Source organism: Sphingomonas sp. KR3-1, from assembly GCF_040049295.1.
In the GTDB taxonomy this organism is placed as follows: Bacteria; Pseudomonadota; Alphaproteobacteria; order Sphingomonadales; family Sphingomonadaceae; genus Sphingomonas.
This window is the reverse complement of record NZ_JBDZDQ010000001.1, coordinates 312,203-338,504: the sequence shown is the minus strand read 5'-3', so window position 1 is coordinate 338,504 and position 26,302 is coordinate 312,203. Positions and strand designations below refer to the sequence as shown.

The 26,302-nt window shown below is 67.7% G+C and carries 26 protein-coding genes and 1 tRNA gene; 13 read left to right on the top strand and 14 right to left on the bottom strand.

What is annotated here, in order from left to right; all coding sequences use genetic code 11:
• Positions 1 to 16 precede the first annotated feature (16 nt).
• The 3 genes from ABLE38_RS01835 to ABLE38_RS01825 form a co-directional block, all read right to left on the bottom strand.
• Positions 17 to 2,032 carry an ATP-binding protein gene (locus ABLE38_RS01835; RefSeq protein ID WP_348972461.1) on the bottom strand — a complete coding sequence of 672 codons (2,016 nt, stop codon included), beginning with the start codon at positions 2,030 to 2,032 and terminating at the stop codon, positions 17 to 19.
• Between the two features lie 121 nt (positions 2,033 to 2,153).
• Positions 2,154 to 3,242 (bottom strand): 3-dehydroquinate synthase, encoded by a 1,089-nt coding sequence (aroB, locus tag ABLE38_RS01830; RefSeq protein WP_348972460.1) that lies wholly within the window; start codon positions 3,240 to 3,242, stop codon positions 2,154 to 2,156.
• A complete protein-coding gene (locus tag ABLE38_RS01825) occupies positions 3,239 to 3,778 on the bottom strand; it encodes a shikimate kinase (RefSeq protein ID WP_348972459.1) in 540 nt (179 codons plus the stop codon). Before ABLE38_RS01825 ends, aroB begins: the two co-directional genes overlap by 4 nt.
• Before the next feature lie 193 nt (positions 3,779 to 3,971).
• On the opposite strand from ABLE38_RS01825, the gene ABLE38_RS01820 reads away from it, so the two are divergent.
• From ABLE38_RS01820 to ABLE38_RS01810, 3 genes are all read left to right on the top strand, one after another.
• Complete coding sequence (locus ABLE38_RS01820) at positions 3,972 to 5,780, top strand: hypothetical protein (protein ID WP_348972458.1); 1,809 nt, start codon at positions 3,972 to 3,974, stop codon at positions 5,778 to 5,780.
• The gene (locus tag ABLE38_RS01815; protein WP_348972457.1) at positions 5,777 to 6,682 is read left to right on the top strand and encodes a tyrosine-type recombinase/integrase; all 906 of its coding nucleotides are present in this window, start codon (positions 5,777 to 5,779) and stop codon (positions 6,680 to 6,682) included. Before ABLE38_RS01820 ends, ABLE38_RS01815 begins: the two co-directional genes overlap by 4 nt.
• Positions 6,683 to 6,878: 196 nt before the next feature.
• A complete protein-coding gene (locus ABLE38_RS01810) occupies positions 6,879 to 7,826 on the top strand; it encodes an acetyl-CoA carboxylase carboxyltransferase subunit alpha (RefSeq protein WP_348972456.1) in 948 nt (315 codons plus the stop codon).
• Between the two features lie 20 nt (positions 7,827 to 7,846).
• Here the strand turns inward: ABLE38_RS01810 and ABLE38_RS01805 are convergent, their stop codons facing one another.
• The 3 genes from ABLE38_RS01805 to ABLE38_RS01795 form a co-directional block, all read right to left on the bottom strand.
• The gene (locus ABLE38_RS01805) at positions 7,847 to 7,999 is read right to left on the bottom strand and encodes a hypothetical protein (protein WP_348972455.1); all 153 of its coding nucleotides are present in this window, start codon (positions 7,997 to 7,999) and stop codon (positions 7,847 to 7,849) included.
• 288 nt (positions 8,000 to 8,287) lie between these two features.
• Entirely contained in the window at positions 8,288 to 8,455 is a 168-nt protein-coding gene (locus tag ABLE38_RS01800; protein ID WP_348972454.1) for a Flp family type IVb pilin, read from the bottom strand.
• 130 nt (positions 8,456 to 8,585) lie between these two features.
• Entirely contained in the window at positions 8,586 to 8,771 is a 186-nt protein-coding gene (locus ABLE38_RS01795) for a Flp family type IVb pilin (protein ID WP_348972453.1), read from the bottom strand.
• Positions 8,772 to 8,832: 61 nt separating this feature from the next.
• On the opposite strand from ABLE38_RS01795, the gene ABLE38_RS01790 reads away from it, so the two are divergent.
• Positions 8,833 to 9,240 (top strand): (deoxy)nucleoside triphosphate pyrophosphohydrolase, encoded by a 408-nt coding sequence (locus ABLE38_RS01790; protein ID WP_348972452.1) that lies wholly within the window; start codon positions 8,833 to 8,835, stop codon positions 9,238 to 9,240.
• Positions 9,241 to 9,265: 25 nt separating this feature from the next.
• On the opposite strand, the gene ABLE38_RS01785 is transcribed toward ABLE38_RS01790, so the two are convergent.
• From ABLE38_RS01785 to ABLE38_RS01775, 3 genes are all read right to left on the bottom strand, one after another.
• Positions 9,266 to 9,520 carry a hypothetical protein gene (locus ABLE38_RS01785; protein WP_348972451.1) on the bottom strand — a complete coding sequence of 85 codons (255 nt, stop codon included), beginning with the start codon at positions 9,518 to 9,520 and terminating at the stop codon, positions 9,266 to 9,268.
• A gap of 125 nt (positions 9,521 to 9,645) precedes the next feature.
• Positions 9,646 to 10,680 (bottom strand): hypothetical protein, encoded by a 1,035-nt coding sequence (locus ABLE38_RS01780; protein WP_348972450.1) that lies wholly within the window; start codon positions 10,678 to 10,680, stop codon positions 9,646 to 9,648.
• A gap of 114 nt (positions 10,681 to 10,794) precedes the next feature.
• Positions 10,795 to 11,640, bottom strand: coding sequence for a methyltransferase domain-containing protein (locus ABLE38_RS01775; protein WP_348972449.1), 846 nt, complete (start codon positions 11,638 to 11,640; stop codon positions 10,795 to 10,797).
• 42 nt (positions 11,641 to 11,682) lie between these two features.
• On the opposite strand from ABLE38_RS01775, the gene ABLE38_RS01770 reads away from it, so the two are divergent.
• The 9 genes from ABLE38_RS01770 to ABLE38_RS01730 all read left to right on the top strand — a co-directional run bounded on the left by ABLE38_RS01770 (position 11,683) and on the right by ABLE38_RS01730 (position 17,969).
• On the top strand, positions 11,683 to 12,432 hold the full coding sequence (locus ABLE38_RS01770; protein ID WP_348972448.1) for a ComF family protein: 750 nt from the start codon (positions 11,683 to 11,685) through the stop codon (positions 12,430 to 12,432).
• A gap of 34 nt (positions 12,433 to 12,466) precedes the next feature.
• Complete coding sequence (gene grxC / locus ABLE38_RS01765) at positions 12,467 to 12,721, top strand: glutaredoxin 3 (protein ID WP_348972447.1); 255 nt, start codon at positions 12,467 to 12,469, stop codon at positions 12,719 to 12,721.
• 12 nt (positions 12,722 to 12,733) lie between these two features.
• Entirely contained in the window at positions 12,734 to 13,165 is a 432-nt protein-coding gene (locus tag ABLE38_RS01760) for a DUF1178 family protein (RefSeq protein WP_348972446.1), read from the top strand.
• 34 nt (positions 13,166 to 13,199) lie between these two features.
• Positions 13,200 to 13,276, top strand: a tRNA-Arg gene (locus ABLE38_RS01755).
• 150 nt (positions 13,277 to 13,426) lie between these two features.
• Complete coding sequence (locus ABLE38_RS01750) at positions 13,427 to 14,704, top strand: MFS transporter (protein ID WP_348972445.1); 1,278 nt, start codon at positions 13,427 to 13,429, stop codon at positions 14,702 to 14,704.
• A 67-nt stretch (positions 14,705 to 14,771) separates the two neighbouring features.
• Positions 14,772 to 14,984 carry a ParD-like family protein gene (locus ABLE38_RS01745; RefSeq protein ID WP_348972444.1) on the top strand — a complete coding sequence of 71 codons (213 nt, stop codon included), beginning with the start codon at positions 14,772 to 14,774 and terminating at the stop codon, positions 14,982 to 14,984.
• The gene (gene map / locus ABLE38_RS01740) at positions 14,981 to 15,754 is read left to right on the top strand and encodes a type I methionyl aminopeptidase (RefSeq protein ID WP_348972443.1); all 774 of its coding nucleotides are present in this window, start codon (positions 14,981 to 14,983) and stop codon (positions 15,752 to 15,754) included. Before ABLE38_RS01745 ends, map begins: the two co-directional genes overlap by 4 nt.
• A gap of 72 nt (positions 15,755 to 15,826) precedes the next feature.
• On the top strand, positions 15,827 to 16,945 hold the full coding sequence (locus ABLE38_RS01735) for a DUF47 family protein (RefSeq protein WP_348974435.1): 1,119 nt from the start codon (positions 15,827 to 15,829) through the stop codon (positions 16,943 to 16,945).
• Positions 16,946 to 16,955: 10 nt separating this feature from the next.
• Positions 16,956 to 17,969, top strand: coding sequence for an inorganic phosphate transporter (locus ABLE38_RS01730; protein ID WP_348972442.1), 1,014 nt, complete (start codon positions 16,956 to 16,958; stop codon positions 17,967 to 17,969).
• Positions 17,970 to 17,990: 21 nt separating this feature from the next.
• Here the strand turns inward: ABLE38_RS01730 and ABLE38_RS01725 are convergent, their stop codons facing one another.
• The 5 genes from ABLE38_RS01725 to ABLE38_RS01705 all read right to left on the bottom strand — a co-directional run bounded on the left by ABLE38_RS01725 (position 17,991) and on the right by ABLE38_RS01705 (position 26,239).
• Positions 17,991 to 20,339, bottom strand: a complete 2,349-nt coding sequence (locus tag ABLE38_RS01725; RefSeq protein ID WP_348972441.1) for an arylsulfatase — start codon at positions 20,337 to 20,339, stop codon at positions 17,991 to 17,993.
• A 126-nt stretch (positions 20,340 to 20,465) separates the two neighbouring features.
• Positions 20,466 to 21,533: a glycosyltransferase gene (locus ABLE38_RS01720; RefSeq protein WP_348972440.1), complete on the bottom strand. Its 1,068-nt coding sequence runs from the start codon at positions 21,531 to 21,533 to the stop codon at positions 20,466 to 20,468.
• A complete protein-coding gene (locus tag ABLE38_RS01715; protein WP_348972439.1) occupies positions 21,530 to 23,992 on the bottom strand; it encodes an aminotransferase class I/II-fold pyridoxal phosphate-dependent enzyme in 2,463 nt (820 codons plus the stop codon). Before ABLE38_RS01715 ends, ABLE38_RS01720 begins: the two co-directional genes overlap by 4 nt.
• A gap of 55 nt (positions 23,993 to 24,047) precedes the next feature.
• Positions 24,048 to 24,497 (bottom strand): YaiI/YqxD family protein, encoded by a 450-nt coding sequence (locus ABLE38_RS01710; protein ID WP_348972438.1) that lies wholly within the window; start codon positions 24,495 to 24,497, stop codon positions 24,048 to 24,050.
• Complete coding sequence (locus tag ABLE38_RS01705) at positions 24,494 to 26,239, bottom strand: DEAD/DEAH box helicase (RefSeq protein ID WP_348972437.1); 1,746 nt, start codon at positions 26,237 to 26,239, stop codon at positions 24,494 to 24,496. The genes ABLE38_RS01710 and ABLE38_RS01705 overlap by 4 nt, the downstream gene beginning before the upstream one ends.
• Positions 26,240 to 26,302 lie beyond the last annotated feature (63 nt).

The following is a 26,302-nucleotide window of genomic DNA, read 5'->3' as shown; positions in this document are numbered from 1 at the left end:
CGGCAACTGATCGGCCTTACCCATCCAGCATGTCCCGCACCTTCGCCGCCAGGTCGCCATAGGTGAAGGGCTTGGGGAGCAGCTGCACGCCCGGATCGAGCCTCCCGTGATGGACGATCGCGTTGCGGGCATAGCCGGTGGTGAACAACACCTTCAGCGCGGGGCGCCTGCGCTGCGCCTCCGCCGCCAGCACCGCCCCGGTCATGCCGCGCGGCAACACGACGTCGGTGAACAACAGGTCGATCCGCCCCGGCTCGGCGTCGAGCGCGGCCAGCGCCGCGGGGCCGTCGCCCGCCTCGATCACCCGATAGCCGAGCTCGCGCAGCACATCGACCGTGTAGGCGCGGACATTCTCGTCATCCTCGCACACCAGGATCGTTTCGGCATTGGCTGCGGCGGGGGCATGCTCGACCGGCGCCGGCGCCGGCGCCTCGGGCGCCTCGCCGAAATAGCGCGGCAGGTAGATCTTCACCGTGGTGCCTTGGCCCGGCTCCGAATAGATGCGGATGTGGCCGCCCGATTGCTTGATGAAGCCATAGACCATCGACAGGCCGAGCCCGGTGCCGCGGCCGACTTCCTTGGTGGTGAAGAACGGTTCGAAGGCGCGATTGAGGGTCTCGGCGTCCATGCCACTGCCGGTATCGGAGACGCTGATCAGCACATATTGGCCTGGCGTCATTTCGGCATCGCGCGCGGTGTAGTTCGCGTCGAGATGGGTGTTGGCGGTCTCGATCGTCAGCTTGCCGCCGCCAGGCATCGCATCGCGCGCATTGACCGCGAGGTTGAGCAGTGCGTTCTCGAGCTGGTTCGCATCGACTTCGACCGGCCAGAGGCGCCCCGCCTGCACGATCTCCATTTCGATCGTCTCGCCCAGGCTGCGGTGGAGCAGGTCGGACATGCTGGCGATCAGCCGGTTGGGATCGATCCGCTCGGGCGCCAGCGGCTGGCGGCGCGAAAAGGCCAATAGCCGTTGGGTGAGCACCGCGGCGCGTTGCGCCCCGTTCATTGCCGCACCCGCCGCGCGAACCAGGCGTGGCGAATCGTCGGGCAGGTTGCGCTGCAGGATGTCGAGATTGCCGGTGACAATCTGCAGCAGGTTGTTGAAATCGTGCGCTACGCCGCCGGTCAGCTGGCCCACCGTCTCCATCTTCTGCGACTGGCGCAGCGCTTCCTCGGCGGCCTCGAGCGACGCGGCAGCCTCGCGTTCGGCCGTGATGTCGCGCGCCACGCAATAGAGCAATTCGCCCTCGGGCACTGCGGTCCAGCTGAACCAGCGATACTTGCCGTCCTTGCCGCGGAAGCGGTTCTCGAAGCGCAGCGTGAGCTCGCCATGCGCGAGATCGTCGATCTCCTCGCGCGTACGCTGCACGTCGTCGGGATGCTCCATCCACTGCGAGGTGCGGCCGATCAGCTCTTCCTCGCTCCAGCCGAGGATCTCGGTCCAGGCGGGGCTGACATTGCGCCAGATGCCCTTGGCGTCGGCGATCAGGAACGGGTCGCGGGCCAGCGTCCACAGCCGGTTGCGGTCGGCGATTGCCTCGCGCTCGGCGAGCACGCGCGCCGTCGTCTCGCTGACGATGCACAGCACCCCGCCCACCGACCCGTCATCGTCGAACACGGGCGAGTAGCTGATGTCGAAATAGACCGTCTCGCCGCGCCCGCCATCCCGCTCGATGTAGAAGGGGCGGTCCTTGGCCCAATAGGTCTCGCCCGTCTCGCGCACGCCCTCGAGCAGCGGACCGAGATCGTCCCACAGCTCGCCCCACCAGATCCGCGCCGATTGGCCGAGCGCGCGCGGATGCTTGTCGCCGATCGTCGGGGCATAGGCATCGTTGTAGAGCGCGCAATATTCCGGTCCCCAGAACATCACGATCTCGGCGCGGGAAGGGAGCAGCATCCGCACCGCAGCGGTGAGCGCGCCCGACCAGCTCGATACCGGGCCCAGCGGCGAGTCCACGCCGATCGCGGCGGTCAGCCGGCCCAGGTCTCCGAAAGTTTCGAGCGAGAGGGTCGAACGATTCGCTGCGGCCATCTTGTTCCCGAGCATTGCTGTTTTCGTTGCGCAGGCGGAACTGCGAGTTCAGCTTGAAAGAACGCCGCGCGCCGGGATCGGCTCCCTGGCTTCGGCCAGGAAGCGTGCCGATCGCCCAGGCTCAGCGCGGCTGGGCGTCGAGGAAGGCGGCGACCTCGCCCAGGTCGACAGTCTTGTCGAGATAGGTCTGGCCGATGCCGCGGGCGAGCAGGAAGGGCAGGGTGCCCGCGCTCATCTTCTTGTCGTGGAGCATGTGCTCGACCAGCCGCGCGCCGCTGGCAGTGATGCCGGCAGCCTTCAGCCCGTTGGGCAGGCCTACGGCAGCGAGATGGGCGGAGACGCGCTCGGCATCCTGACCCGGACAGATGCCCTTGGCCGCGGAGAAGCCGAACGCCAGCGCCATGCCCGCCGCGACGCCTTCGCCGTGGAGCAGCCTGTCCGAGAAGCCGGCCTCGGCTTCCAGCGCGTGGCCGAAGGTGTGCCCGAGGTTGAGCAGCGCGCGGGTGCCGCTGGTCTCGCGCTCGTCCGCCGCGACGATCCGCGCCTTGGCGCCCACCGAATGCGCGATGGCAGTTTCACGCGCCGCGGGGTCGCCGGCCATCAGCGCGGCGGCATTGGCCTCGCACCATTCGAAGAAGGCGAAATCGTCGATCAGCCCGTATTTCACCACTTCGGCATAGCCGGCGCGCAGGTCGCGGGCGGGCAGCGTGTCGAGCACGGTCGGGTCGATGAGGACGAGGCTCGGCTGGTGGAACGCGCCGACCAGGTTCTTGCCGGCGCGCGTGTTGATCGCAGTCTTGCCGCCGACCGAGCTGTCGACCTGGGCGAGCAGCGTGGTGGGCACCTGGACGAAGTGGCAGCCGCGCTTGAGCAGCGCGGTCGCGAAACCGACCAGGTCGCCGATCACGCCGCCGCCGAGCGCGATGACATGATCGCTGCGCTCGACGCCGAATTCGAGCAGCTTGTCGAGCAGTGCCTCGAGCTGGCCCCAGCTCTTGGTGCCTTCGCCGGGTGGGAGGATGATCGCCTCGCTCGGGCCGATTGCCGCCTGCAGCGTGGCGAGATGGCCGCGGACATTCTCGTCGGTGACGATCACCCAGCGCCGGCCCTTGTCGAACGGCGCGAGCGCCTCGCCGGCGCGGGCGAGCAGCCCGGCTTCGATGCGGACGTCATAGCTGCGGTCGCCAAGCGCGACGGGTACGATTGTCACGGATGCAGGGCCTTCAGGATCGCGTCGACGGTGGTGTCGTGCGGCGCCGCTACGCTGGGCACCCGGATCGGCGCAAGCGCGTAGTAGGGATTGCGCAGCGCGGCGAGCTCGGTGAGCACCGCCTGCGGGTCGCGGCCGCGCAGCAGCGGGCGGGTATCGCGCCGGCGCACCCGGTCGGCGAGCACCGCGGGCTCGGCATCGAGCCACACTGCGATCGCCTGTTCGAGGATCAGCGCTCGCGTGTCCTCATGCATGAAGGCGCCGCCGCCGGTGGCGATGATCTTGGGCGCGCCATCGACCAGTCGCGCGATCACCCGCCGCTCTCCATCGCGGAAATGCGCCTCGCCGAAGCGCTGGAAAATATCGGCCACGGTCATCCCCGCAGCCGCCTCGATTTCGTGATCCGCGTCGACAAAGGGCACGCGCATGCGCTGCGCCAGCCGCCGGCCGACCGTGGTCTTGCCTGCGCCCATCAGGCCGATCAGCACGATCGGCTTGCCCGTCCACCCGGTATTCACTGCGTGTGTTTGTAACATGTTCGGAAGGGCTATACAGCGAGGGCGGGTCTCGGGCAAAAGGCCCGCGAATTCACAATTTCCGGACCCGTTTTCATGTCCCGCTCTGTCATTGCGTTGATCGTTGTCCTCGTCGTCCTGGTTGGCGGCCTGTTCTTCCTTGCGGGCCGCGAGACGAAGAAGGAGCCGGTGCGCATGGAGAAGGTGGTCCCGCTTGACAACCTCGCCAATTAAGGGCCGCCACCTCGCCCTTGCGGGGCTGTTGCTGGCCGGCGCGGCGGTGCCCGCGGTCGGACAGCAGGACAAGCCCGAATCGATCCTGCCGCCGGGCTTCGACCAGCCCGAGCAGGCGCCCACGCCGGCGCCGCGCCCGGCGCCCGCCGCCACTGCGCCCGCGGCCACCACGCCCAGCGCCGCGCCGACGATCGCGCCGTCGCTCGGCAACGACACGGCGCCGCTTTCGAACAGCGCGGCCGCCGAGGAAACGGCGCCCGCCACCCCGGTCGACCTCGCGCGTTACGAGCTGCCCGAGTTCGCCAAGCATTCGCTCGCGCGCACCGGCGCGCTCGCCGCGGGCAACACGCCGTTCCCGGCCAAGGCTTTCGGCAAGGCGGACGGGCGCACGCTTGCGGTGCTGATGCAGCGCCTTGCCGCCCCGGTCGCCTCGCGCTGGGTCTCGATCGCGCTGCGCCGCGCGCTGATGTCGCCGCTCGACACGCCCGCGCACATCAACGGCGCCGATTTCGCCGCCGAGCGCGCCTGGCTGCTGCTGCGCATGGGAGAGGCCAATGCCGCGCGCGCGGTGGTCAACGACGTCGACGGCGACAATTATTCCACCCGGCTGCTCCAGGTGGCGATGCAGGCCTCGCTCGCCTCCGCCGATCCGGGCGGGCTTTGCGGGATTGCCGATCGCGGCAACCAATATGTCCACCAGCGCGGCTGGGCGCTCGCCCGCGCGATGTGCGCAGGGCTTGCCGGCAAGCCGAACGAGGCCGGCCAGCTGCTCGACCAGGCGCGCGGCGGCACGCCGGTCAGCGATATCGACAATCTGCTGGCCGAGAAGATTCTCGGCACCGGCGCGCAGGGCCGCCGCGCGGTCACGATCGAATGGGGCGGGATCACCCGGCTCACCGCCTGGCGCTGGGGCCTCGCCACCGCTGCCGGCGAGGAAGTGCCGCTCTCGCTCTACGCCACTGCCGGCCCGCAGGTCCGCTACTGGCAGGCGCTCGCGCCGCAGCTCACTCCGCGCCAGCGCGCCGCCGCCGCCGAGCTCGCCGCCACTGCCGGGGTCTTCTCGAACGCCGGGTTGGTCGATCTCTACAGCGAGATCGCCGAGGGCGACGACGCCAACACCACCGAGGGCGGCGTCGCCCGCGACCTGCGCACCGCCTATGTCGACACCGACGTGGCGGACCGGATCAAGGCGATCCAGACGCTGTGGGCCGAGGCGAGCACGCCGCGCACCCAATATGCCCGGCTGATCCTCACCGCGCGCGCCGCGTCCTGGATTCCCGCCGACCCCAAGATCGCCGAGCCCGAGAAGCTGATCGCCTCGATGCTGTCGGCCGGCTACGAGACCAAGGCGATGGAGTGGCGCGCGGTGGTGCCGCACGGCAGCGTCGCCTGGGGCCTGCTCGCGCTCGCCGATCCCGGCGCCACCGGCCCCGTCGCCTATGGCGACTTCGATTCGTTCAAGGACGCCGCTGGCCAGCGCCGCGCCCAGCTAGCCTTTGCCGGGCTCGCGGGGCTGGGCCGCTTCGAGACGAGCGACGCCAGGCGCGGTGCCACTGCGCTCAACGTGCAGATCGGCGCGCAGAACGACTGGACCCGCGCGATCGATGCGGCCGGAAAGCGCGGCGACACCGGCATGGTCGCGCTGCTCGCCGCGGTCGGCATGCAGTCGCGCGTCTGGGACAATGTCACGCCCGAGGCGCTGTTCCACATCGTCGCGGCGATGCGCGCGGCGGGGATGACCAGCTATGCGCGGATGATCGCCGTGGAGGCGGTCACGCGGTCGGCTTGACCAGCGCCGGGGAAGACCGCGCGCTGATCGAGCGCTTCCTCGAGATGATGCGCGCGGAGGCAGGCGCCACTGCCAACACGATCGCCGCCTACCAGACCGACCTGCGCCTCGCCTCCGAATTCCTGAGCGGCGGGCTGAGCGGGGCAGGGCGCCCGGAGCTGGAGACGCTTGGGGCCGAGTGGCAGCCGCTCGCCCGTGCCACCGTCGCGCGCAAATCGGCGGCGCTGCGGCGTTTCTACGCGTTCCTGGCCAACGAAGGCCTGCGCAAGGACGACCCTTCCGCCGCGCTGCCGCGTCCCAGCACTTCCCGCGCGCTGCCCAAGGTGCTGAGCATCGCGGATGTCGACAAGATGTTCGCCGCGATCGCCGATCGCATTGCCCGGGTGCCGCCCGATCCCAACGACCTGCGCCTCCAGGCGCTGATCGAGCTGCTCTACGGATCAGGCCTGCGCGCGACCGAGCTGGTCTCGCTGCCGAGGAACGCGGTGTCGCCGGACCGGCCCTATCTGATCCTCAAGGGCAAGGGCGGGCGCGAGCGGCTGGTGCCGATCTCGGACCGCGCCCGCGCCGCCGTGGCCGCCTGGCGCGCACATGTCGATTCGGGGCGGCCGTTCCTCTTCCCCTCGGGCAAGGGCCATCTCTCGCGCGTCCGGCTCTACCAGCTCGTCCGCGCGCTGGCGGGGGAGGCGGGGATCCCGCCCGACCGGGTGAGCCCCCACGTTCTGCGCCACGCCTTCGCGACTCACCTGCTCGAGGGCGGCGCCGACCTGCGCGCGCTGCAGGCGATGCTCGGCCATGCCGACATCGCCACGACCGAGATCTACACCCATGTCGACAGCCGCCGGCTGGTCGAACTGGTCAATCAGCGGCATCCGCTGGGCGAGGCGCTTTCCAAGCCCTAACCGTCACCCCGGCCTTGTGCCGGGGTCCACTGCGCCGCCAGCAATGCCGTGGAGCCTCTTGCCCATGGTTTGCCTCCCGGTGGACCCCGAACAAGTCCGGGGCGACGAATTGGAGGGGGCATCGCGCCTTATCTGGGGACCCCAAGAAACACCCGCTCGTTGACGTGGCGCCACACCAAGGTTAGCCCCGCCAGCGATGACCACTTTCCTCGACTTCGAGAAGCCGATCGCCGAGCTTCAGACCCGCATCGACGAGCTGCGCACCACCGCGGACAGCGGCGCCGTCGATATCGATGCGGAGATCGCCCCGCTCCAGGCCAAGGCGGAAAAGCTCCTCAAGGACACCTACGCCAAGCTCACGCCCTGGCAGAAGACGCAGGTCGCTCGCCATCCCGAGCGCCCGCACTTCAAGCATTATGTTGCCGGGCTGATCGAGGAATTCATGCCGCTGGGCGGCGACCGCGCCTTTGCCGACGACAACGCCATCCAGGGCGGCCTGGGGCGCTTCCGCGGGCGCCGGGTGATGGTGATCGGCCATGAGAAGGGCGACGACACCGCCAGCCGCCTCAAGCATAATTTCGGCATGGGCAAGCCCGAAGGCTATCGCAAGGCGATCCGCCTGATGGCGCTCGCCAACAAGTTCAATTTGCCGGTGATCACGCTGGTCGACACCTCGGGCGCCTTCCCGGGCGTGCAGGCCGAGGAGCGCGGCCAGGCCGAGGCGATCGCGCGCTCGACCGAGGCGTGCCTCAACCTGGGCGTGCCGCTGGTCGCGTCGATCCTGGGCGAAGGCGGCTCGGGCGGCGCAGTGGCGCTCGCGGCGGGCAATACCGTGCTGATGATGGAGCACGCGGTCTATTCGGTGATCTCGCCCGAGGGCTGCGCCTCGATCCTGTGGCGCACCGCCGACAAGGCGGCCGATGCGGCGGAAGCGATGAAGGTCACCGCGCAGCACCTGAAGGAGCTGAAGGTGATCGACCGGATCGTCGGCGAGCCGCTGGGCGGCGCGCACCGCGATGCCGGGGCCGCGGTCCATGCGCTGGGCGATGCGATCGAGGAATCGCTGCAGAAGCTCGATGGGATGTCGCCCGAGGGCCTGCGCCAGGCCCGCCGCGCCAAGTTCCTGGCGATGGGCAGGATTTAGGGGGCCGGATCTAGCCGGTCTTATCGAACCGGGGCGACGTGCTCGGCGGCGGCCAGGCTCGCGCCGATCATGCCCAGGCCCTGCACGACCGCGAGCACGGCGCAGATCGCGAGGAACGCGACCAGGGCGATCTCGAACGGCGTCACCGCCTTGGGAGAGGAGAGCTGTTTCATCCCCTCCTTATAGGAAGGCGGGGATGTACCGAGGCTGAAGCACCCGGCTTTATGCGATTCAGGAAAAATCCCTAGCCCGGCTGGCCGTAGCTCGGCTTGCCTAGCCCAGTTTGATCGCGGCGACGGCGATCACCGCGGCGACCACGCCATAGTCGATGGCGGTCGGCCTGCGCGACTCACCCAAGATACCGTACAAATACTTAACCATGAATAGTTCGTCCGGAAAGAGAAAGGGCGGCGGGATAAATCCCACCGCCCGATTTCGTTCCGTTTGTCGGAAAGTTCGGCTTAGCCGACCTTCATGCTCGACGAAACGTTGGTGAAGGTCGACTTCAGGGTGTTGCCCAGGCCCTGCATCGCGGCAATCGCGGCAACGGCGATCAGAGCGGCGATCAGGCCGTACTCGATGGCGGTGGCACCCTTGGAATTCTTAAAGAAGTTGCGGATCTTCATCATAACCGGTCTCCAGTGTTCAAAATGCTTCATTCACCCGGCCGGCTCGAGGAAACCCCGGTTCGGCAAGTCGAAACTACGCGGGGGAAGTAAATAAACGCCTAAGGCCAAGCGTTACGCCATCGTAACCAAGTTATTGCGAGGCGGCCGCGACCTTGTTGTTCACATTGCCCCACATGCCGATGGTGGTGCCGGCGACGCCCTGCAGGCTGGCGATCATCGCGATGACGATGAGCGCGACGATCAGGCCATATTCGATCGCGGTGGCGCCGCGGCTGTCGCGGATCGCAGTGCGGATAAGGTGAACCAGGGCTCGCATTGACGGCGCTTCTTCTCCAATGATGGCCGGAAACTAGCCAAAGAGGCTTAACGAAGTGTCGATGCCCGCGCCTGAGATGTTGCTGGTTGTTGCTGTGGCGATGCGCGATCGCGAGGGGCGCGTGCTCCTCCAGAAGCGCCCGCCGGGCAAGCCGATGGCCGGGCTGTGGGAGTTCCCCGGCGGCAAGATCGAGCCCGGCGAAAGCCCCGAGGCGGCACTGGCGCGCGAGCTCCACGAGGAACTGGGAATAACCCTTAGCGTAAAAGACCTGAGCCCCATCGCCTTCGCCAGCGAGCCGCTGGCCGGGCGGCACCTGCTGCTGCTGCTCTTCATCTTGCGGAACTGGGAAGGGACGCCCGAGGCCCATCACGCGACCGAGCTGCGCTGGGTGACTCCGGCAGAGATGCGCGGGCTGCCGATGCCGCCGGCGGATGTGCCGCTGGTGGAGGCGCTGATGGGGATGGGGTGATGTCGAGAAGCGCGCAGGCCCGGAACTAGCTCGCGTCCTCGTCCTCGATTCCCATTGTATAAGGCATGGTTTCTACAGCCTCTCGAAACTCTCCCTCATATTCAGGTGCGATGCGACGGAAAGCATCGCTCAATATCTTGCGCGATTCGACATCGAGCTCCTGAAAGTCTCCTCCCATCTGTTCCAGGATTTCTACAACATCATCCTCATCGATAACCTCTCCGGAATAATCCAGGGCGAGGATAACGTTGGCGATAATTCGTGCAATTTGGTCTATCATCGTGGAATTGCAACCCTTATTTTGATGTTCGATATTCCAAGTTTTGCAAGCAACTTCAGCGCACGTCTCTGCGCAGCACGTGTAGGTACTTCCCAAATTCCGATTAGATGGTGCTCTTCTAATACTTAGGACTGACGTATAGCCTGGTTTATTGTCTTTGCTCTCCCCGTGAGGGACCATTTTCTGTCAATCATCACATGACCATACACACTATCATAATCTACCCCGTCAAATTTTACGTACCGTTTGGTGCCATCCGCCATCGTGCGCTCAAGTGCCGGTGCCTGCCCTTTTTTGATGACAATATTGGACAGTGCGCCTCTAGCTGAGTCGTTATAAGCCTTTGCGAGTTCTTTCGACGGGCCGCGAAATGTAGGACTTTCGTCCACCCAGGTAATCTTGGGCGGCCCCTTCGGAATCATGGCAGCTTCAAGTTCGCCGGCACGCGTCGCAGCCGAGACCTTCGCCGCGATCGCTCCCGGCGCTACCGCCAGTGCAGCATTGCCGCCAATCGTTCCCAAACCATAACCCCAGTCGTGCGCTGAAGCGTTGGCAATCTTGTTCGCCGCTCGATCGATTTGGACATACGCAGGCGTGTCCTCAGCCGCCAACGCGGCATCCACCGCGCCAGCGATGCCATGCTCAAGCGCCCGGACAGTGGTAACTGGATTGGTGGTTACAAGCGAATGCAGGCCTGTGACTGTACCTTTGCCGACATTGTACACTCCCTCGCCAAAGCCAGCGGCAAAGTCGCCGATCTGGTCCAGCGTATTGCGAGGTTTCTGCTTCGCAAGTTCTGCCTTATATCGCTGATATTGCTCCTCGATGCGCTTGCGGTGGGCTGGGGTGTTGGGATGTTTTGCCAACTCCTGCGTTTTCCAGGCCTCCACCTCTTCCATAGTGCTGATCCCCTGCAGACTGGGATCTTCCTGGTACGGCGGTATCTCCTGACTTGGTTTGGTTCTGCTGGTACTCTGGCTTCCGCGAATAGCTGATCCGGAGCTACCCGGCCCCGAATATGTTCCCATTCCCGCAGAAGTGAACTGTCCATTTCGCGGATCGTGCCATGGGTTGAACTTGACCTCGACACTGCGCGGCCATCGTCCGGTTCGCATCCAGACCGAAAACGCCGTTCTTTCGTCCTTCTTGAGATTGTTCATTGCGCCGACTTTCGCTAATGCGACTAGAACATTTCAAGAACATTCTCCAACAATACAAGCGTAGTTCGCTCCAAACCGGAGCGAATTTCTGCGTAGACAGTCGGATAGTCGCGCTTAGTTTTTGGACTTCAACTCCTCCGCCAGCGACGCCACCGCGCTCCCGCGCCGCGCCGGCTTGGGCTGCGACGCGTCCGGCGCCCAGCCGATCAGGTAGACGATCTCGAAGCGCTCGGCCGTCTTGCCGTCCGGGTCGGCGCGGTCGGAAAAGGCTTCGGTCGCGCGGGCCAGCGCGCCGCGGGTCAGGGGTGGGGTGCCCGGGAGCAGGTTGGTCGCCGCCATGCCGCGCAGGTCGCCGAGCAGCGAGAACAGGCTCGAATAACGCACGGTCAGCGGCTCGACGTCCGACACCGGCAGCGCGAAGCCGGCGCGGGTGAGCAGGTCGCCGGCGGCGCGCACGTCGATCTGCGGGTGGAAGCGCGCCACCGGGCGCTCGCCCTCGGCCTGGAGGAACGCGCTGCGCAGCGTCGCCAGCGTGCCCGCGCCGAGAAAGGCGCCGAGGAACAGCCCGTCGGGGCGGAGCGCGCGGCGGGCGAGGGCGAGGGCGCCCGGCACGTCGTTGACCTGGTCGAGCACGCCGACGCTCACCACCAGGTCGAAGCTCGCCTCGGGGAAGGGGTGGCGATCCTCATCGGCGTGGATGCCGCCGGCCTGCGCCGCGAAGCCGCTCCCCGCGTCGATCCGGGTGATGCGCGCGCCGGGCAGCTCGAAGCCGCCGCCAAAGCTGCCGAGATCGAGCACGTCGTGGAAGCTGCGCTTCACATGCGCCAGGCGGTCCGCCACGCCTTCGAGCATGTGGTCGCGCAGAAAGCCTTCGTAGCGGCGCGCGGCGCGGTCGCGGCGCTTGCGGCGCAGCGCGCGGTCGAAGATCTCGGCGGAATCACTCGGTCCATTCTGGGGCATGGCGCGCTTGTGCGCCGGAGCGCAGCCGGGGACAAGGCGGGCGTGGCCCGCTGGACCCAGCCCCTCGTGCAGCCTCTGGCGCGGATCGCCGATCTCGCGCTGCCGCCGCGCTGCCCGGGCTGCAGCGCGATCACGCCGGCGGACCACCGCTTCTGCGCGGCATGCTGGACCAGCCTGCGCTTCCTCGGCCCGCCCTGGTGCGCCGCCTGCCACGCGCCGTTCGACCATGACCGGGGGGAGGGCGCGCGCTGCGCCGCGTGCATCGCCGATCCGCCGCCGCATGACGGCATCCGCGCCGCGGTGGCCTATGGCGAGGTGGCGCGGGCAGTGGCGCTCAAGCTCAAATATTCGGGGCGGCTCGCCTGCGCGGCGACGATGGCGCGGGCGATGACGCGGCTGATGCCGGGGGAGGCCGAGTTGCTCGTGCCGGTGCCGCTCCACCGCTGGCGGCTGTGGTCGCGCGGGTTCAACCAGGCCGCGCTGATCGCGGCGAGCCTGTCGCGGACGCACGCGGTGCCGCTCGCACCTGGCCTGCTGCGCCGCACCCGCGCGACGCCGGTGCTGCGCAACCTTGGCGCGCGCGCGCGGGCCAAGGCGGTTGCCGGCGCCTTCGCGCTCGCGCCGGATGCGCGCGCGGCGCTGGCCGGCAGGACGGTGGTGCTGGTCGACGATGTCCATACCAGCGGCGCAACCGCCAATGCCTGCGCGCGGCTGCTCAAGCGCGGCGGCGCGCGCGAAGTGATCCTTCTGTGCTGGGCGCGCGTTCTGGAAGGCGGGGAGGGCGCGGATTGACAAGTGCCCGGCGCGACCACAGGTGTAAGGACCAATGGCCAAGATCGAAATCTACACCAAGGCATTCTGCCCCTATTGCTACCGCGCCAAGGCGCTGCTCGACGGCAAGCATGCCGAATATGAGGAGATCGACATCTCGATGGGCGGCCCGCGCCGCGCCGAGATGATCGATCGTGCGCATGGCCGCACCACGGTTCCCCAGGTCTTCATCGACGGCAAGCATATCGGCGGCTCCGACGATCTGGCGGCGCTCGATGGGCGCGGCGGGCTCGATCCGCTGCTCGGCTGAGCGCGCGGCGCGATGATCGTCTTCGACCTGAAATGCGCGGGCGGCCATGTCTTCGAGGCATGGTTCGGATCGAGCGCTGCGTGGGATGCGCAGCGCGCCGCGGGGCTGGTCGCCTGCCCGATGTGCGGGGTGGCGGAGGTCGACAAGGCAGTGATGGCGCCCAATGTCGCGCCCAAGGGCAATGCGGTGGCCTCGGCGCCGGCGCCCGAGGCAGTCAAGGCTGCGATGGCGGCGTTGGCGGGCATGCAGGCCAAGGCGCTGGAGGGCTCGCAGTGGGTCGGCAGCGCCTTTGCCGACAAGGCGCGGGCGATGCACCTGGGCGAAGCGCCCCATGTGCCGATCCACGGCCAGGCGAGCACGGCGGAGGCGAAGGCGCTGATCGACGAGGGCGTCCCGGTCGCGCCGCTGCCCTTGCCGGTGGTCCCGCCCGAGGCATGCAATTGACCGCCCGGGCGCGGCTCGATACCACGCGCGCCGTGCCCCCGTAGCTCAGCAGGATAGAGCGACGGTTTCCTAAACCGCAGGCCGGTGGTTCGAATCCACTCGGGGGCACCATTTCGCTGGCGTTCGGATCCGCGTCCGCGCTTGCGGCGCCTGGCGCGGCCAAGCCTCTCTCGCGAGGCTGCAATATTCTCCGCCGGAGTCGAAAATCCGTCGACCTGGTTGACGCGGGCGGGGTTGCGCCTGATGCCTGATCGGAACGCCATGTCTGCGCCGGACCTCTCCCTGCTCGCCAAGCGCCGTTTCGGCCCGCTGTTCGTCGTCCAGTTCCTCGGCGCGTTCAACGACAACGCGCTCAAATATGCGATGCTGTTCCTGGCGAGCTTCACGCTCTACGCGGATGCGCCCGCCAAGTCGGCGATGCTCGCCACGCTGTCGACCGGCATCTTCATGCTGCCCTATTTCCTGTTCTCCGGGCTGGGCGGGGAACTGGCGGACGGCATCGACAAGGCCCGGCTGATCCGCTGGGTGAAGATGGCGGAAATCCTGTTCATGGCGATCGGCCTGGCCGGGCTGGCGCTGCCCTCGATCCCGCTGCTGCTGGTCGCGCTGTTCTGCATGGGCTGCCATTCGACGATCTTCGGGCCGGTCAAATATTCGATCATGCCGCAGCATCTCCACGCCGACGAGCTGCTCGGCGGCATCGGGGTGATCGAGGGCGGCACCTTTCTGGCGATCCTGGGCGGGCAGCTGCTCGCCGGCTTCGTCTCGCCCTTCGCCGCCGGCGCGATCGCCACGCTGCTCGCGGTGTGCGGGCTGCTCGCCAGCCTGGCGATTACGCCCGCGCCGCCGCTGGCCAAGGTCCGGATCACGCGCAATCCGTTCACCAGCACCTGGCAGGTGCTCAAGGCCGGGCATGATTCGCCCGATGGCTGGCTGGCAATCCTCGGCATCAGCTGGTTCTTCGCCGTCGGCGCAGTGGTCGCGTCGGAACTGCTGCCTTTGGTCTCGGGCACGCTCGGCGGCGCCGAACATGTGGTGACGCTGTTCCTCGTCATCTTCTCGGTGGCGATCGCGCTGGGCTCGATGCTGGTCAACCGGCTGCTCGCCGGCGAAACCTCGGCGAAGTTCGTACCGGCCTCGGCGCTGGCGATGGGACTGTTCCTGATCGACCTGTGGTGGGCGACCAGCGGGTTCGTCGTTGTGCATCCGCATGCCAGCATCGCGCAGTTCTTCGCCTCGCCCGGCAGCGGGCGGATCCTGGTCGACCTGGCCGGGCTGGCGCTCTCCGGCGGCATGTTCGTCGTGCCGCTCTACGCGATCCTGCTCGTCGAGAGCCCGGCCGAGGCGCGCTCGCGGGTGATCGCGGCGAACAACATCGTCAATTCGCTGGTGATGGTGCCGGTGGTGCTGATCGCCACCGTGCTACTCGGCCGCGGCTTCACCGTGCCGCAAGTGATCGGCATGACGGGTGCCGCGACGATGCCGGTGGCATTGATGTCGCTCTGGCTGAGGCCCGGCAAGGCGAGGGCGAAAGTCTAGCGGGGCTTGCCCGGGTCGTACGCCATCTATATGGATCATATATGATTCGTATATACGGGAATCGCTGATGGGCATCGTCAACATCGAGGATGAGCTGCACGATCAGCTCCGCCGGGCGAGCAAGGCCTCCTATCGCTCGATCAATGCCCAGGCGGCATTCTGGATCCGGATCGGCATGCTCTGCGAGCTCAACCCGCAGCTGACCTTCCAGCAGATCGTCGTCCGCGAGCTGCGGGAGGCTGGCGTGGATCCCGCCGATATCGGGGTCGCCGCCGAGTGATCAAATCCCCCGACGAAGTCGCGCTGATGGCCGAATCCGGCCGGCTGCTGGCATCGGTCTTCACGCATCTCGACGGCCTGGCGCTGGCCGGGCGGACGACGATGGAGATCAACGATCTGGTCGAGGCGTTCATCGTCCGCGATCTCGGCGCGCGGCCGGCGAGCAAGGGCCAATATGGCTATGGTTTCGTGCTAAACTGCTCGCGCAACGACGTGGTGTGCCACGGCGTCCCGTCGCGCGAGGACGTCCTGCAGGACGGCGACATCGTCAACCTGGACATCACGCTGGAGAAGAACGGCTACATTGCCGATTCCAGCAAGACTTACCTGATTGGCGAAGTCGCGCCGGCCGCGCGCAGGCTGGTGCGTATCACCTATGAGGCGATGTGGAAGGGCATCCACGCGGCGCGCCCCGGCGCCCGGCTCGGCGATATCGGCCATGCGATCGAGCGCCATGCCAAGCGCGCCGGCTATTCGATCGTCCGCGATTATTGTGGCCATGGCATCGGCACCGAGATGCACGAAGACCCGCAGATCCTCCATTTCGGCAAGCCCGGCACCGGCCTCACGCTGCGCGAGGGCATGGTGTTCACGATCGAGCCGATGCTCAACCAGGGCAGCCGGCTGGTGCGCACCGAGGCGGATGGCTGGACCGTCGTCACCGTCGACGGGAAGCTCTCCGCCCAGTTCGAACACACCGTCGCGGTGACCGGGGAGGGCGTACGGGTGCTAACGCTGCGTCCCGGCGAGGTGCCGTCCGTCCACAGCTGAGGCAGCTGCGGCCTTGCACCGCATTGACACAAGATTGTAACGCGCTCTCTCGTCCCTCCCGGAGCCGTTGCCATTCGCCAGATTGCCGCCTTGCCGTACCGCACTGAAGGCATTGCCATCGATGCGCCCGTGCGGATCATGCTGGTCACCTCGCGCGAGAGCGGCCGCTGGGTGATCCCCAAGGGTAATCTTCCGGCCGGCGTCGCACTGCACAGCGCCGCCGCGCTCGAGGCGAAGGAGGAGGCCGGGGTGCTCGGGCTTGTGTGCCCCACGCCGATCGGTTCCTATCGCTATCGCAAGAAGCGCGGCAACGGCGCGTCGTTGATGATCGACGTCGATGTCTTCCCTCTCGCGGTCAATGCCGAGCTGACCGCGTGGAAGGAGCAATCCCAGCGCGAGCGCCGCTGGTTCAGCCTCGCCGAGGCCGCCGAGGCGGTCGACGAGGAGGATCTGCGCGATCTCATCCGTTCCTTCGGCCAGTCCGAATTCAAGGCCGCCACCCAGCGCACCGGCATTCTCGCCGCCGTCGCCCAGAAATCGAAAGTCACTTCCATGTTCGCCTGGTTCCAGCGCCTGTTGCCCAAGACCGGCAATTTCTTCGAGCTGTTCGAAGCGCACGCCGTCACCATCTCGGCGGCGGCAGAAGCGCTGTCGCGGCTGGTCCAGGACGGCAACCGCGACCATGTCCGCGAAGTCATCGAGCGTGAGCATGATGCCGACGAGATCATCCGTGAGATGCTGCGCACCGTGCGCGAGACCTTCCTCACGCCCTTCGACCGAGGCGCGATCACCTCGCTGATCGGCTCGATGGACGATGCGATCGACGAGATGCAGGCCGCGGTACAGGCGATCGACCTCTATGAAGTCACCAGCTTCGAGCGCGAGATGCAGGACATGGTCGCGATCGTCGTCGATGCCGCGCGCCTGGTCGTCGAGGCGATGCCGCTGCTGCGCGACGTCGCCCGCCACGGCAAGCGCCTGCACGAGCTGACCGAGCGGCTGGTCCGCATGGAGAGCCATGCCGACGAGATCCACCGCGCCGGGCTCAAGCGCGCCTTCACCGAGCTCGGCCCGGTCGATACGCTGACCTTCTCGGTCCAACGCGAAGTCTACAAGCATCTCGAGCGGATCGTCGACGCGTTCGAGGATGTCGCGAACGAGATCGATGGCATCGTGATCGACCACGCCTGAGGCTGGTGGGATGTACGAACTCGCCCTCCCGCTGCTCATCGGCCTGATCATCGTCGCGCTGGCGTTCGATTTTCTCAACGGCCTGCACGACGCTGCCAACTCGATCGCCACCGTTGTGGCGACGCGGCTGCTGAAGCCCGTCCACGCCGTCGCCTTCGCCGCGATGTTCAACTTCGCGGCCTATTTCCTGACCATCGTCTTCCCCAGCCTGCACAAGGTGGCGGACACGATCGGCCAGGGGCTGATCGACAAGAACCTGATCACTCCCTCGGTGGTGTTCGGCGCGCTGGTCGGCGCGATGTTCTGGAACATCGTGACGTGGCTCAAGGGCATCCCGTCCTCGTCCAGCCACGCGCTGGTTGGCGGGATGATCGGCTCGGGCGTGGCGCATGCCGGGCTCACCGGCGTCAAATGGGCCGGGCTGAACAAGACGCTGATCGCCATCGTGCTATCGCCGACGATCGGAATGATCCTGGCGATGCTGATCATGTTGATCACTTCCTGGCTGTTCAGCCGTGCCAACACGCGCACCGCGGAGCGCAGCTTCCGCACGCTGCACCTGGTCTCCTCGGGCGCCTATTCGCTGAGCCACGGCCTCAACGACGCGCAGAAGACGATGGGGATCATCACCGTGCTGCTCTATTCGACCGGGCATCTGCACGGCGAATTCCATGTGCCGCACTGGGTGGCGATCTCCTGCTACATCGCGATCGCGCTGGGCACGCTGAGCGGCGGCTGGAAGATCATCGAGACGATGGGCTCGCGGATCACCAAGCTCTCGCAGCACCAGGGCTTCAGCGCCTCGCTTGCCGGATCGATCGTGCTGTTCGGCGCCTCGGTGCTCGGCATCCCGGTCTCGACCACGCACACGATCACCGGCGCGGTGATCGGTGCCGGCACGGCACGCCGGGCCTCGGCCGTGCGTTGGGGCGTGGCGCGCAGCGTCATCGTCGCCTGGGTGATCACGATTCCCGCCTCGGCGGCGGTGGGCGCGCTGTTCTACGCGATCACGCTGCTGTTCTGAGCCTAGCGGGGGGGCGAGCGCCTATTCCGCCGGCTCCGTCACCTTCGCTTCTGCGCCTGCCTGCGCCTTGGCGGGTTCGGGCTTGATCTCCACGGTCACCTTCTCGATCCGGCCGGTGAACTTGAACGGCATCTTGTAGGTGAAGTCGATCGGCGAGCCGGTGTCCATGCCGATGTCGAGTCCTTCGCCGAGCGAGAACTGGATCGGCACCGATCGCTCGATCCGGCCCTCCGCCAGCACCTCGCCATCGCTGGAGAGCGTGATCTTCGCGCCCTTGCCCATGCCGCCGCCGTCATAGGCGAAATTGACGACCAGGATGTGCCGGCCGGCGCCCAGGGCCTTGGACGAAGTGAAGGTGGGGCGATCGACCGAGAGGAAGTTGTAGACGAAGGCCGGCTTGCCCGCGCGCAGATAGAGACCGTAGCCGCCCTCGAGCCCGCCATGGGTGACAATCATGCCTTCTGCCTCCTCGTCGGGCAGGTCGATCTCAGCGGTGATCGTCCAGCTCTTGTTGAGCATCGGCAGGCAGGCGGCGTCGGGCAGCGCGGTCTGGCCTTCGTAATAGACCGCTCTGGTGCGGTGGCCGACCATCGAGGGGCGGCCCATCGCCTCGGCGTTCATCCGGATCGTCGCGCGCCAGTCGAGCGGCAGGACGTTGTACTTGGCGGCCTCGACCCACCACATGTCCTGCAGCTCGCGCAGCTTGTCCGGATGCTCCGCGGCGAGGTCGTGCGCCTGGGAGAAATCCCCGTCGAGCTTATACAGCTCCCAGACCTGCTGATCGGGGTCCCAATCCTCCGAGCGGACCGGCGCCCAGGGGACGAAGCTCGGCGCCGAGGCCATCCAGCCGTCATGATAGAGGCCGCGATTGACCCCCAGCTCGAAATACTGGGTCTTGCGATTGCTCGTGGCTTCGCCGTCCTCGAAGGTCGCGGCGAAGCTCACGCCCTCGATCGGCTTCTGCTGGATGCCGTTCAGCACGCTCGGCGCAGTGACGCCGCAGACTTCGTAGAGCGTCGGGACGATGTCAATCGTGTGGATGAACTGGCTGCGCAGCCCGCCGCCGTCCTTGATCCGATCGGGCCAAGAGATGATCATCGGGTTGCGCGTGCCGCCGAAATGGCTGGCGACCTGCTTGGTCCATTGGAAGGGCGTGTTCATCGCATGCGCCCAGGCCGAGGGGAAATGGTTGAAGTGCTTCGGCCCGCCCAGCTCGTCGATCGCCTTGAGATTGTCCTCCCATTTCTCCGGGAAGCCATTGAAGAACATGTTCTCGCACAGCGATCCCTCGATGCCGCCCTCCGCGCTCGAGCCGTTGTCGCCGGCGATGTAGATGATGATCGTGTTGTCGGCGTCGGGCAGTTCCTTCACCGCGTCGATCACCCGGCCCATCGCGACATCGGCCTGGGCGCCATAGCCGGCGAAGACCTCCATCATCCGGGCATAGAGCCGCTGCTGATCGGGGGCGAGGCTGTCCCAGGCGGGCAGGCCCTTGGAGCGGGTGGTGAGATCGGTATCGGCGGGGATGACGCCGAGCTTCTTCTGGCGCTCGATCGTCGCCTCTCGATAGGCGTCCCAGCCGCCATCGAACTGGCCCTTGAACTTGTCGGCCCAGGCATTGGAGGCGTGGTGCGGGGCGTGGGTGGCGCCGGGGGCGACATAGAGGAAATAGGGCTTGTCCGGGGCGATGCTTTTCACCTTGCGCACCCAGGTGATCGCCTTGTCGGCGAGGTCCTCGGTCAGGTGATAGTCGGGGTCGTCCGAGGCCGGGACGAGATCGCGATTCTCGAATAGCAGCGGGTTCCAGTGGTTCATGTCGCCGCCGTTGAACCCGTAGAAATAATCGAAGCCCAGGCCATTGGCCCAGCGGTCGAACGGGCCGGTGGCGCTGGTCTCCCAGGTCGGCGTGTTGTGGTTCTTGCCGATCCAGGCGGTCATGTAGCCGTTCTGGCGCAGCACCTCGCCGATCGTGCCGCAGCTTCGCGGCAGAATGCAGCAATAGCCGTCATAGCCCGTCGCCAGCTCGGTGATGCCGGCGAAGCTGGTCGAATGGTGGTTGCGCCCGGTGATCAGTGCGGCGCGGGTCGGGCTGCACAACGCGGTGGTGTGGAAATAATTGTAGCGCAGCCCTTCCTTGGCAAGCCGGTCCATGGTGGGCGAGGGGACGCCGCCGCCGAAGGTGGAGAACTGGCCGAAGCCGACATCGTCGAGCAGGATCAGCACGATGTTGGGCGCGCCCTTGGGCGGCTGGACGGGCTGGGGGAAGGTAGCCGGATCGGAGTCCTGATAGGTGCGGCCCACTTCGCCGGTGAAATGGAAATCGGGGCGCGGGAGGATTTCGGGCGTCTGCGCTTCCGGCTCGTTCGGCATGACTCGTCTCCAGGTTGGATCGAGCAAGTCTATGCGGCAGCAATGGCGTTCCTATCGGGGCAAACCCCGAAATCGGCGGCGAGCAGGCCCGGTGGACAATCAACCGCAGAAGTTCTGGTGGCTATCCTACAGCGCCACGCCCAGCCCGCGCCCGATCGCGCGCACGCGGCCGATGAGCGGCGAGATCAGGCGGTCCGGGTCGTTGGCCGGCAGGTGCACGCTTTCGGGCAGCACGGCCATTGCCTGGCGCAGCGTCACTGCGCCCTGGCGCAGCGCCGGGCGGGCGACCAGCCACCACAGCCGGGCATGCTCGCCGTCCACTTCGATCCGCTCGCGCGGGGTGAGCGGGGTGCGGGCGACATGATCGGCATGGAGCGCGGCGAGGATGTGCGAGAGCCGGCCGAGCGTCTCGAGGTCGGGCACCGGATCGCGGGCCATGAAATAGCGCACCACCAATTCCGCGTTCGCCAGCGCCTCGCCCTCGCCGAACACCGGCAGATAGCGCTCGGTGAGCACCCGCGCGGCGCTGGCGGCCATCATCTCGGCAAAGCGCTTCGAAGCGCCGCCCGGATGGCAGCGATAGAGCAGATGTGCTTCGTCGAGCCGGGCGATCTGCCCGAAGCGGCCGAGCCGGTGATAGAGGTCGAAGTCCTCAGCATAGCGGACCTGCGGACGCTCGAACGGATCGAGCAGCCGCGCAGCCTCGGCGCGGAACATCACTGTGGACCAGACCAGCGGGTTCTGGGTGAGGAGCAGCCAGTCGATCGTCGCCGGTGTCAGCGGGCGGTCGCCGGGCCAGGGCGTCAGGCGGCCCTCCTCGAGCAGCTCGGCCGCGGTGGCGACTAGCATGGTGCCGGGGTTGGTATCGAGATGGGCGACCTGAGCGGTGAAGCGGCCGGGCTTGCACAGATCGTCCTGGTCGAGCCCCGCGATGTAGCGCCCGCGCGCTGCCGCAAAGCCAATGTTGCGGGCTACGACCGGGCCGCCGTTCACGTCGGCGTGGAGCACGGTGATGCGCGGATCGGCCAGCGTAGCGAGCAACTCGCGGGTGTCGTCGGTCGAGCAATCGTCGACGATCACCAGCTCCCAGTCGGCGAAGTCCTGCGCCAGTACGGAATCGATCGTCGCCTGGATCCACGCCGCGCCATTGTACGCCGGCATGATGACGGAGACGGTGGGCGCGGCGGTGTTCATGCGACGAGGCTCACGGCCTGGCCGAGCAGCTGGTCGACGATGAGCTGGCCGACGTCATTCTGCCACTGCCACAGCCCATTGGCCTTGCCCTTGAAGCTCTTCTCGCCGCCGAGACGGCCCTCGGGAACGAAGCCCGCGGCAAGCCCGATGCCATAGGCGCCGGGTATCACCTGCCCCTCGGCATCGGTGACGCGGCAGAGCTGGTCAGCGAGGCGCGGGCGGCCGGGCGCATGCGCGGCAAGTGCGATGCGCTCGCCCGATGCGTCGAGCAGCGGCAGCGCATGCGGACGATAGCCGAGCGCGGCGACGACCACGTCGGCCTCGGCAAGGATCTTCGCCGCGGCGGGATCGGTTTCGCGGAATTGGTGGAGCAGGACGCGGGGATCGGGGGTACGGCCGCCGATGCGGAGCATGCGCAGCACCAGCTCGCGCGCCTCCAGCCGGAAGCCGGCGAGGCGATAGACGAAGCCCGAGAGCGGGCAGATGTCGTCGGGCCCGAAATCGGTGAAGCCGTCTTCGCGGGCGGCTTCGGCCGAGGGATACCAGGGGCGCAGTTCCTCGCGGTGGAGCAGGCTCAGGCTCTCGGCACCGAACGGGATGTCGGACTTGAGCAACAGGACGGCGGAGGCGATGGCGGAGGTAGAGGCGCCGATGATCGCGATCCTGGGCGCGCGGGTGTGCGCGATGCGCTCGCGCAGCCGCGCCATGCCGCCGGTGCGCAGCATATCGTCGCAGAGCATCAGCCGTTCGCCGACCTGCTGGCCGAGCGGGGTACCAGCAACGGGCGTGGCGGCGATGCCGCTGGCCGACTGGTAGCCGCCGGTGGCGATGACGATGTTCTGCGAGAGCAACTCGCACTCGGCGCCTGTGGCAGACTCGCGGACGCGGGTCTGCCACAGGCCCGAGGCCGTGCGGCGGCTGTCGATCACTTCGTGGGCGGTCAGCACGCTGCCGCCCGCCTCGGCGACAACCGCGCCGACGCGCTGGCCCATCGCTTCGAGAAACGGGCCGGTGCGGTAGAGCGGCACGCCGAGCTTGCCGACATACTGGGCGATCTCCCTTGATGCCGGATGGTCGATGAGCGCGGCGATGCTCGGCTCGGGATTGTCCTTGACCGCGCTGAGGAAGGTCTCGGCGGTGCTGTCCGAGGTGATGGCATAGCTCGGCAGCTCGCCGGCGCCGAGGCTGGGGCCGCGTTCGATTACGGCGAGGCCGGCAGCGAGCTCGCGCAGCTTGCCGTTCTTGCTCGCCGAGATGAGGAAGGCGACGCCCGCGGGCCCCCCGCCGATCAGCACGGTGTTGAGGATCCTGGGCTGCGGCGCGGGCACGACGATCCGCGGCTTGCGCAGTGCTGCCTGGAGCGCCTCACACACGGTGGCGACGTCGCTGGCGTCCATCGCATCGGTGACGGGGAGCGAGAGCATGCGCCTGGACAGGTCGTCGGCCACCGGCGTCGTGCCCGTGATCGCGGCCTGGCGGAAATAGGGCTGCTCGCCGATGTGGGGGCTGAAATAATGGCCCGAGCCGATGCCCCGCTCCGTGAGATGCGCCATCACGGCGGCGCGATCGGTGCCGGCCGGGAGCAGCATCGGCATGAACTGCGCGACCTGGCGGGTGGCATGGCTGCGCTGGAAGGTGACGGTGTTGCCCAGCTGCTCGCGATAGGTGCGGTCGAGCGCGGCGCGGTGCTCGGCGACGGTGTCGATCTCGCCCAGCTTGGCGCGGGCCATCAGGCCGAGCAGTTCGGGCAGCTTGGCGTTGATGCCCTCCTGCGTCGCGGTGCGCGGGGCGCCGAAGCCGAAATTCTGCATGCGGCGCAGGATCTGGATCCGGTCGGGATCGGCGCTGTAGATCAGCCCGCCCTCGGCGGTGGCGAAGGTCTTGGTGGCGTGCATCGAGAAGACGCAGCTGAAGCGGGCGGCGGTGCCGAAGCCGCGGCCGGCGGCATCCAGGCTGCCCAGCGACGCAGCGGCGTCGATGACCACGCCGACATTGTGGCGCTCGGACAGCGCCTGGTAATAGTCGAGGTCGATGCCGCAGCCGAAGGTGTCATAGGGCACGACAACAGCGATTTCCTCGCCATGCTTGGCGAGCGCAGCTTCGATTGCCGCGGCGGAGACGGCCCAGTCGTCGGGGTCGCTGTCGACCAGGATCGGGGTGAGGCCCGCCCAGAGCGCCGCATGCGCCGTTGCGGCGAAGGTGAAGGCGGGGACCAGCGCATAGCGGCCCGGGCGGCCGGCGCGGGCCTCGCGGATCGCCAGCAACAGGCCGAGCGTCGCGTTGGACACCGCCAGAACCAGGCCCTCGCCACCGAACAGCTGCCCGACGGCCTTGCGCTCGAAATCGCGGACGATGGGCCCGCCATTGCTGAAATAGCCGCTCGCCTCGAGCGCGCGCAGCTCGTCACTCATCTCGCTCAGCCGCGGCGGGCGCGGCGCAATCAGCGGTAGTTTCAGCATTTCCCCGATGGTCCCACTCAGTCGTCGGGGGAGCTTAGCTGCACGTCTCCTAAGATTAGGTAAGCCGCTTCAGGGCGACGATTTCCCGGTCAAGCGCCTGGAGGAAGGCCGAGCGGTCCGCCGGCGAAAAGGGCTTCGGACCGCCGATCTGGTCGCCGCCGGCGCGCAGGTCGGCCATGATCGCCCGAGTGGCGATCGCCGCGCCGATGGAGCTGGTGGTGAAGGGCTTGCCGGTGGGAGACAACACCCGCGCGCCGGCCTTGAGCGCGCGGTCCGCCAGCAGGATGTCGGCGGTGATCACCACGCTGTCCGCGCCGGCCTGCTCGGCGATCCAGTCATCGGCGGCGTCGAAGCCGTCGCTGACCACCTGGCGGCTGACCAGCGGATGCTGGGGCACGCGCAGCCACGAATTGCTCACGATCACGACAGGCACCTCATGGCGCCAGGCGACCTTGTAGACCTCGTCCTTCACCGGGCACGCGTCGGCGTCGACGAGGACCCTCACCGGTGCGAGGGACCCCGCGCCGGCGGCGCCTTGCGATAGGGCTTGGCCTGGTGACGCGGCGCGCCGGGGCCACCGGGACCGCGCGGGCCGGCCGGGCGGTTGGGCCCGTTGCGCTGCTGCGGCGGGCGGCCACCGCCACCCTCGACCGGACCGTCGGACGGCTCGAAGCGGACGTCCTCGTCGCTCTCGGCAGTGCGCGCCACGGACGCCATGAACTTGTTCGCCATGCCGCGCGGGATCTGGAACGCCGTCTCGTTCGGGCCGATGCGGATCGCGCCGACTTCGTTCTTGGTGATGTTGCCGCGGCGGCAGATCAGCGGGAGCACCCAGCGCGGATCGGCATTCTGGCGGCGGCCGATGTCCATGCGGAACCAGACGACATCGTCAAAGCCCTCGCGGTGCGCGCCGGCCTGGCGATCGTCGCGCTTGTCGCTGCGCTCCATCATCTCCTCGGGCGCGGGCAGCGCGGCGCGGTGGGCGCGGACCAGCGCGGCGGCGATCTCGGCCGGGGTACGCTCGGCGAGCAGGCGCTCGGCGATCGCCGTATCCTCCTCGTCCACTTCCACCGGCGCGAGCAGCGCGGCGAGCAGGCGCTCGCGGTCCTGCGCGCGGATGGCCTCGGGCGAAGGCACGTTGATCCACTCGGCGTTGATGCGGGCGCCGCGCAGCATCGATTCCACCCGGCGACGGCGCGGGAAGGGGACGATGAGGACGGCGGTGCCCTTCTTGCCCGCACGGCCGGTGCGGCCCGAACGGTGCTGGAGCGCCTCGGCGTCGCGCGGCAGCTCGACATGGACGACGAGGCTGAGCGACGGCAAGTCGATGCCGCGGGCGGCCACGTCGGTGGCGACGCAGACGCGGGCGCGGCGGTCGCGCAGCGCCTGGAGCGCATTGTTGCGCTCGGACTGCGAATGCTCGCCCGACAGCGCCACGGCGGAGAAGCCGCGCTCGGTCAGCGTCGCATGCAGGTGGCGGACATTGTCGCGGGTCGCGCAGAACAGGATCGCCGTCTCCGCTTCGTGGAAGCGGAGCAGGTTGATCACCGCATGCTCGATGTCCGACGGGCTGACCGCGACGGCCTGGTAGCTGATGTCGCCATGCCCGCGGTCCTCGCCCACCGTCGAGATGCGCAGCGCATCCTTCTGGTAGCGCTTGGCGAGCGAGACGATCGGCTTGGGCATCGTCGCCGAGAAGAGCAGCGTGCGGCGCGTCTCGGGCGTGGCGTTGAGGATCTCCTCGAGATCGTCGCGGAAGCCCATGTCGAGCATCTCGTCGGCCTCATCGAGGACGATGGCACGCAGCGACGACAGGTCGAGCGCACCGCGCTCGAGATGGTCGCGCAGGCGGCCGGGGGTGCCGACGACGATATGCGCGCCGAGGTTGAGCTGGCGGCGCTCCTTCGAGGCGTCCATGCCGCCCACGCAGGTGGCGATGCGCGCACCGGTGGGGCCGTAGAGCCAGATCAGCTCGCGGCTGACCTGCAAGGCGAGCTCGCGGGTCGGGGCGATGATCAGCGCGTGCGGCTCGCGGGTGGGGACGACCCGGCCATCCTCGCCAAGCAGCTCGGGATGCATGGCGAGGCCGAAGGCCACGGTCTTGCCGGAGCCGGTCTGGGCGGAGACGATGAGGTCACGGCCAGCGGCTTCGGGTTCGATGACGGCGGCCTGGACGGCCGTGGGCGCGGCATAACCACGCGACGCGAGCGCTTCGGCGAGAAGCGCAGGGAATTCAGCAAATGACATGAGGCACCGCACATGGGGATGCGGAGGCCTTACGGCAAGCGAAAAGAAGGTTGATTGCCGGCG

What these genes read in the sequence shown, in the direction of transcription:
- ABLE38_RS01835 (WP_348972461.1), bottom strand. Translation starts at nt 2,032, where the DNA reads ATGGCCGCAGCGAATCGTTCGACCCTCTCGCTCGAAACTTTCGGAGAC.
- ABLE38_RS01825 (WP_348972459.1), bottom strand. Translation starts at nt 3,778, where the DNA reads ATGTTACAAACACACGCAGTGAATACCGGGTGGACGGGCAAGCCGATC.
- ABLE38_RS01810 (WP_348972456.1), top strand. Translation starts at nt 6,879, where the DNA reads ATGACCACTTTCCTCGACTTCGAGAAGCCGATCGCCGAGCTTCAGACC.
- ABLE38_RS01805 (WP_348972455.1), bottom strand. Translation starts at nt 7,999, where the DNA reads ATGAAACAGCTCTCCTCTCCCAAGGCGGTGACGCCGTTCGAGATCGCC.
- ABLE38_RS01800 (WP_348972454.1), bottom strand. Translation starts at nt 8,455, where the DNA reads ATGATGAAGATCCGCAACTTCTTTAAGAATTCCAAGGGTGCCACCGCC.
- ABLE38_RS01795 (WP_348972453.1), bottom strand. Translation starts at nt 8,771, where the DNA reads ATGCGAGCCCTGGTTCACCTTATCCGCACTGCGATCCGCGACAGCCGC.
- ABLE38_RS01790 (WP_348972452.1), top strand. Translation starts at nt 8,833, where the DNA reads ATGCCCGCGCCTGAGATGTTGCTGGTTGTTGCTGTGGCGATGCGCGAT.
- ABLE38_RS01785 (WP_348972451.1), bottom strand. Translation starts at nt 9,520, where the DNA reads ATGATAGACCAAATTGCACGAATTATCGCCAACGTTATCCTCGCCCTG.
- ABLE38_RS01780 (WP_348972450.1), bottom strand. Translation starts at nt 10,680, where the DNA reads ATGAACAATCTCAAGAAGGACGAAAGAACGGCGTTTTCGGTCTGGATG.
- ABLE38_RS01775 (WP_348972449.1), bottom strand. Translation starts at nt 11,640, where the DNA reads ATGCCCCAGAATGGACCGAGTGATTCCGCCGAGATCTTCGACCGCGCG.
- grxC (WP_348972447.1), top strand. Translation starts at nt 12,467, where the DNA reads ATGGCCAAGATCGAAATCTACACCAAGGCATTCTGCCCCTATTGCTAC.
- ABLE38_RS01760 (WP_348972446.1), top strand. Translation starts at nt 12,734, where the DNA reads ATGATCGTCTTCGACCTGAAATGCGCGGGCGGCCATGTCTTCGAGGCA.
- ABLE38_RS01750 (WP_348972445.1), top strand. Translation starts at nt 13,427, where the DNA reads ATGTCTGCGCCGGACCTCTCCCTGCTCGCCAAGCGCCGTTTCGGCCCG.
- ABLE38_RS01745 (WP_348972444.1), top strand. Translation starts at nt 14,772, where the DNA reads ATGGGCATCGTCAACATCGAGGATGAGCTGCACGATCAGCTCCGCCGG.
- ABLE38_RS01730 (WP_348972442.1), top strand. Translation starts at nt 16,956, where the DNA reads ATGTACGAACTCGCCCTCCCGCTGCTCATCGGCCTGATCATCGTCGCG.
- ABLE38_RS01725 (WP_348972441.1), bottom strand. Translation starts at nt 20,339, where the DNA reads ATGCCGAACGAGCCGGAAGCGCAGACGCCCGAAATCCTCCCGCGCCCC.
- ABLE38_RS01720 (WP_348972440.1), bottom strand. Translation starts at nt 21,533, where the DNA reads ATGAACACCGCCGCGCCCACCGTCTCCGTCATCATGCCGGCGTACAAT.
- ABLE38_RS01715 (WP_348972439.1), bottom strand. Translation starts at nt 23,992, where the DNA reads ATGCTGAAACTACCGCTGATTGCGCCGCGCCCGCCGCGGCTGAGCGAG.
- ABLE38_RS01705 (WP_348972437.1), bottom strand. Translation starts at nt 26,239, where the DNA reads ATGTCATTTGCTGAATTCCCTGCGCTTCTCGCCGAAGCGCTCGCGTCG.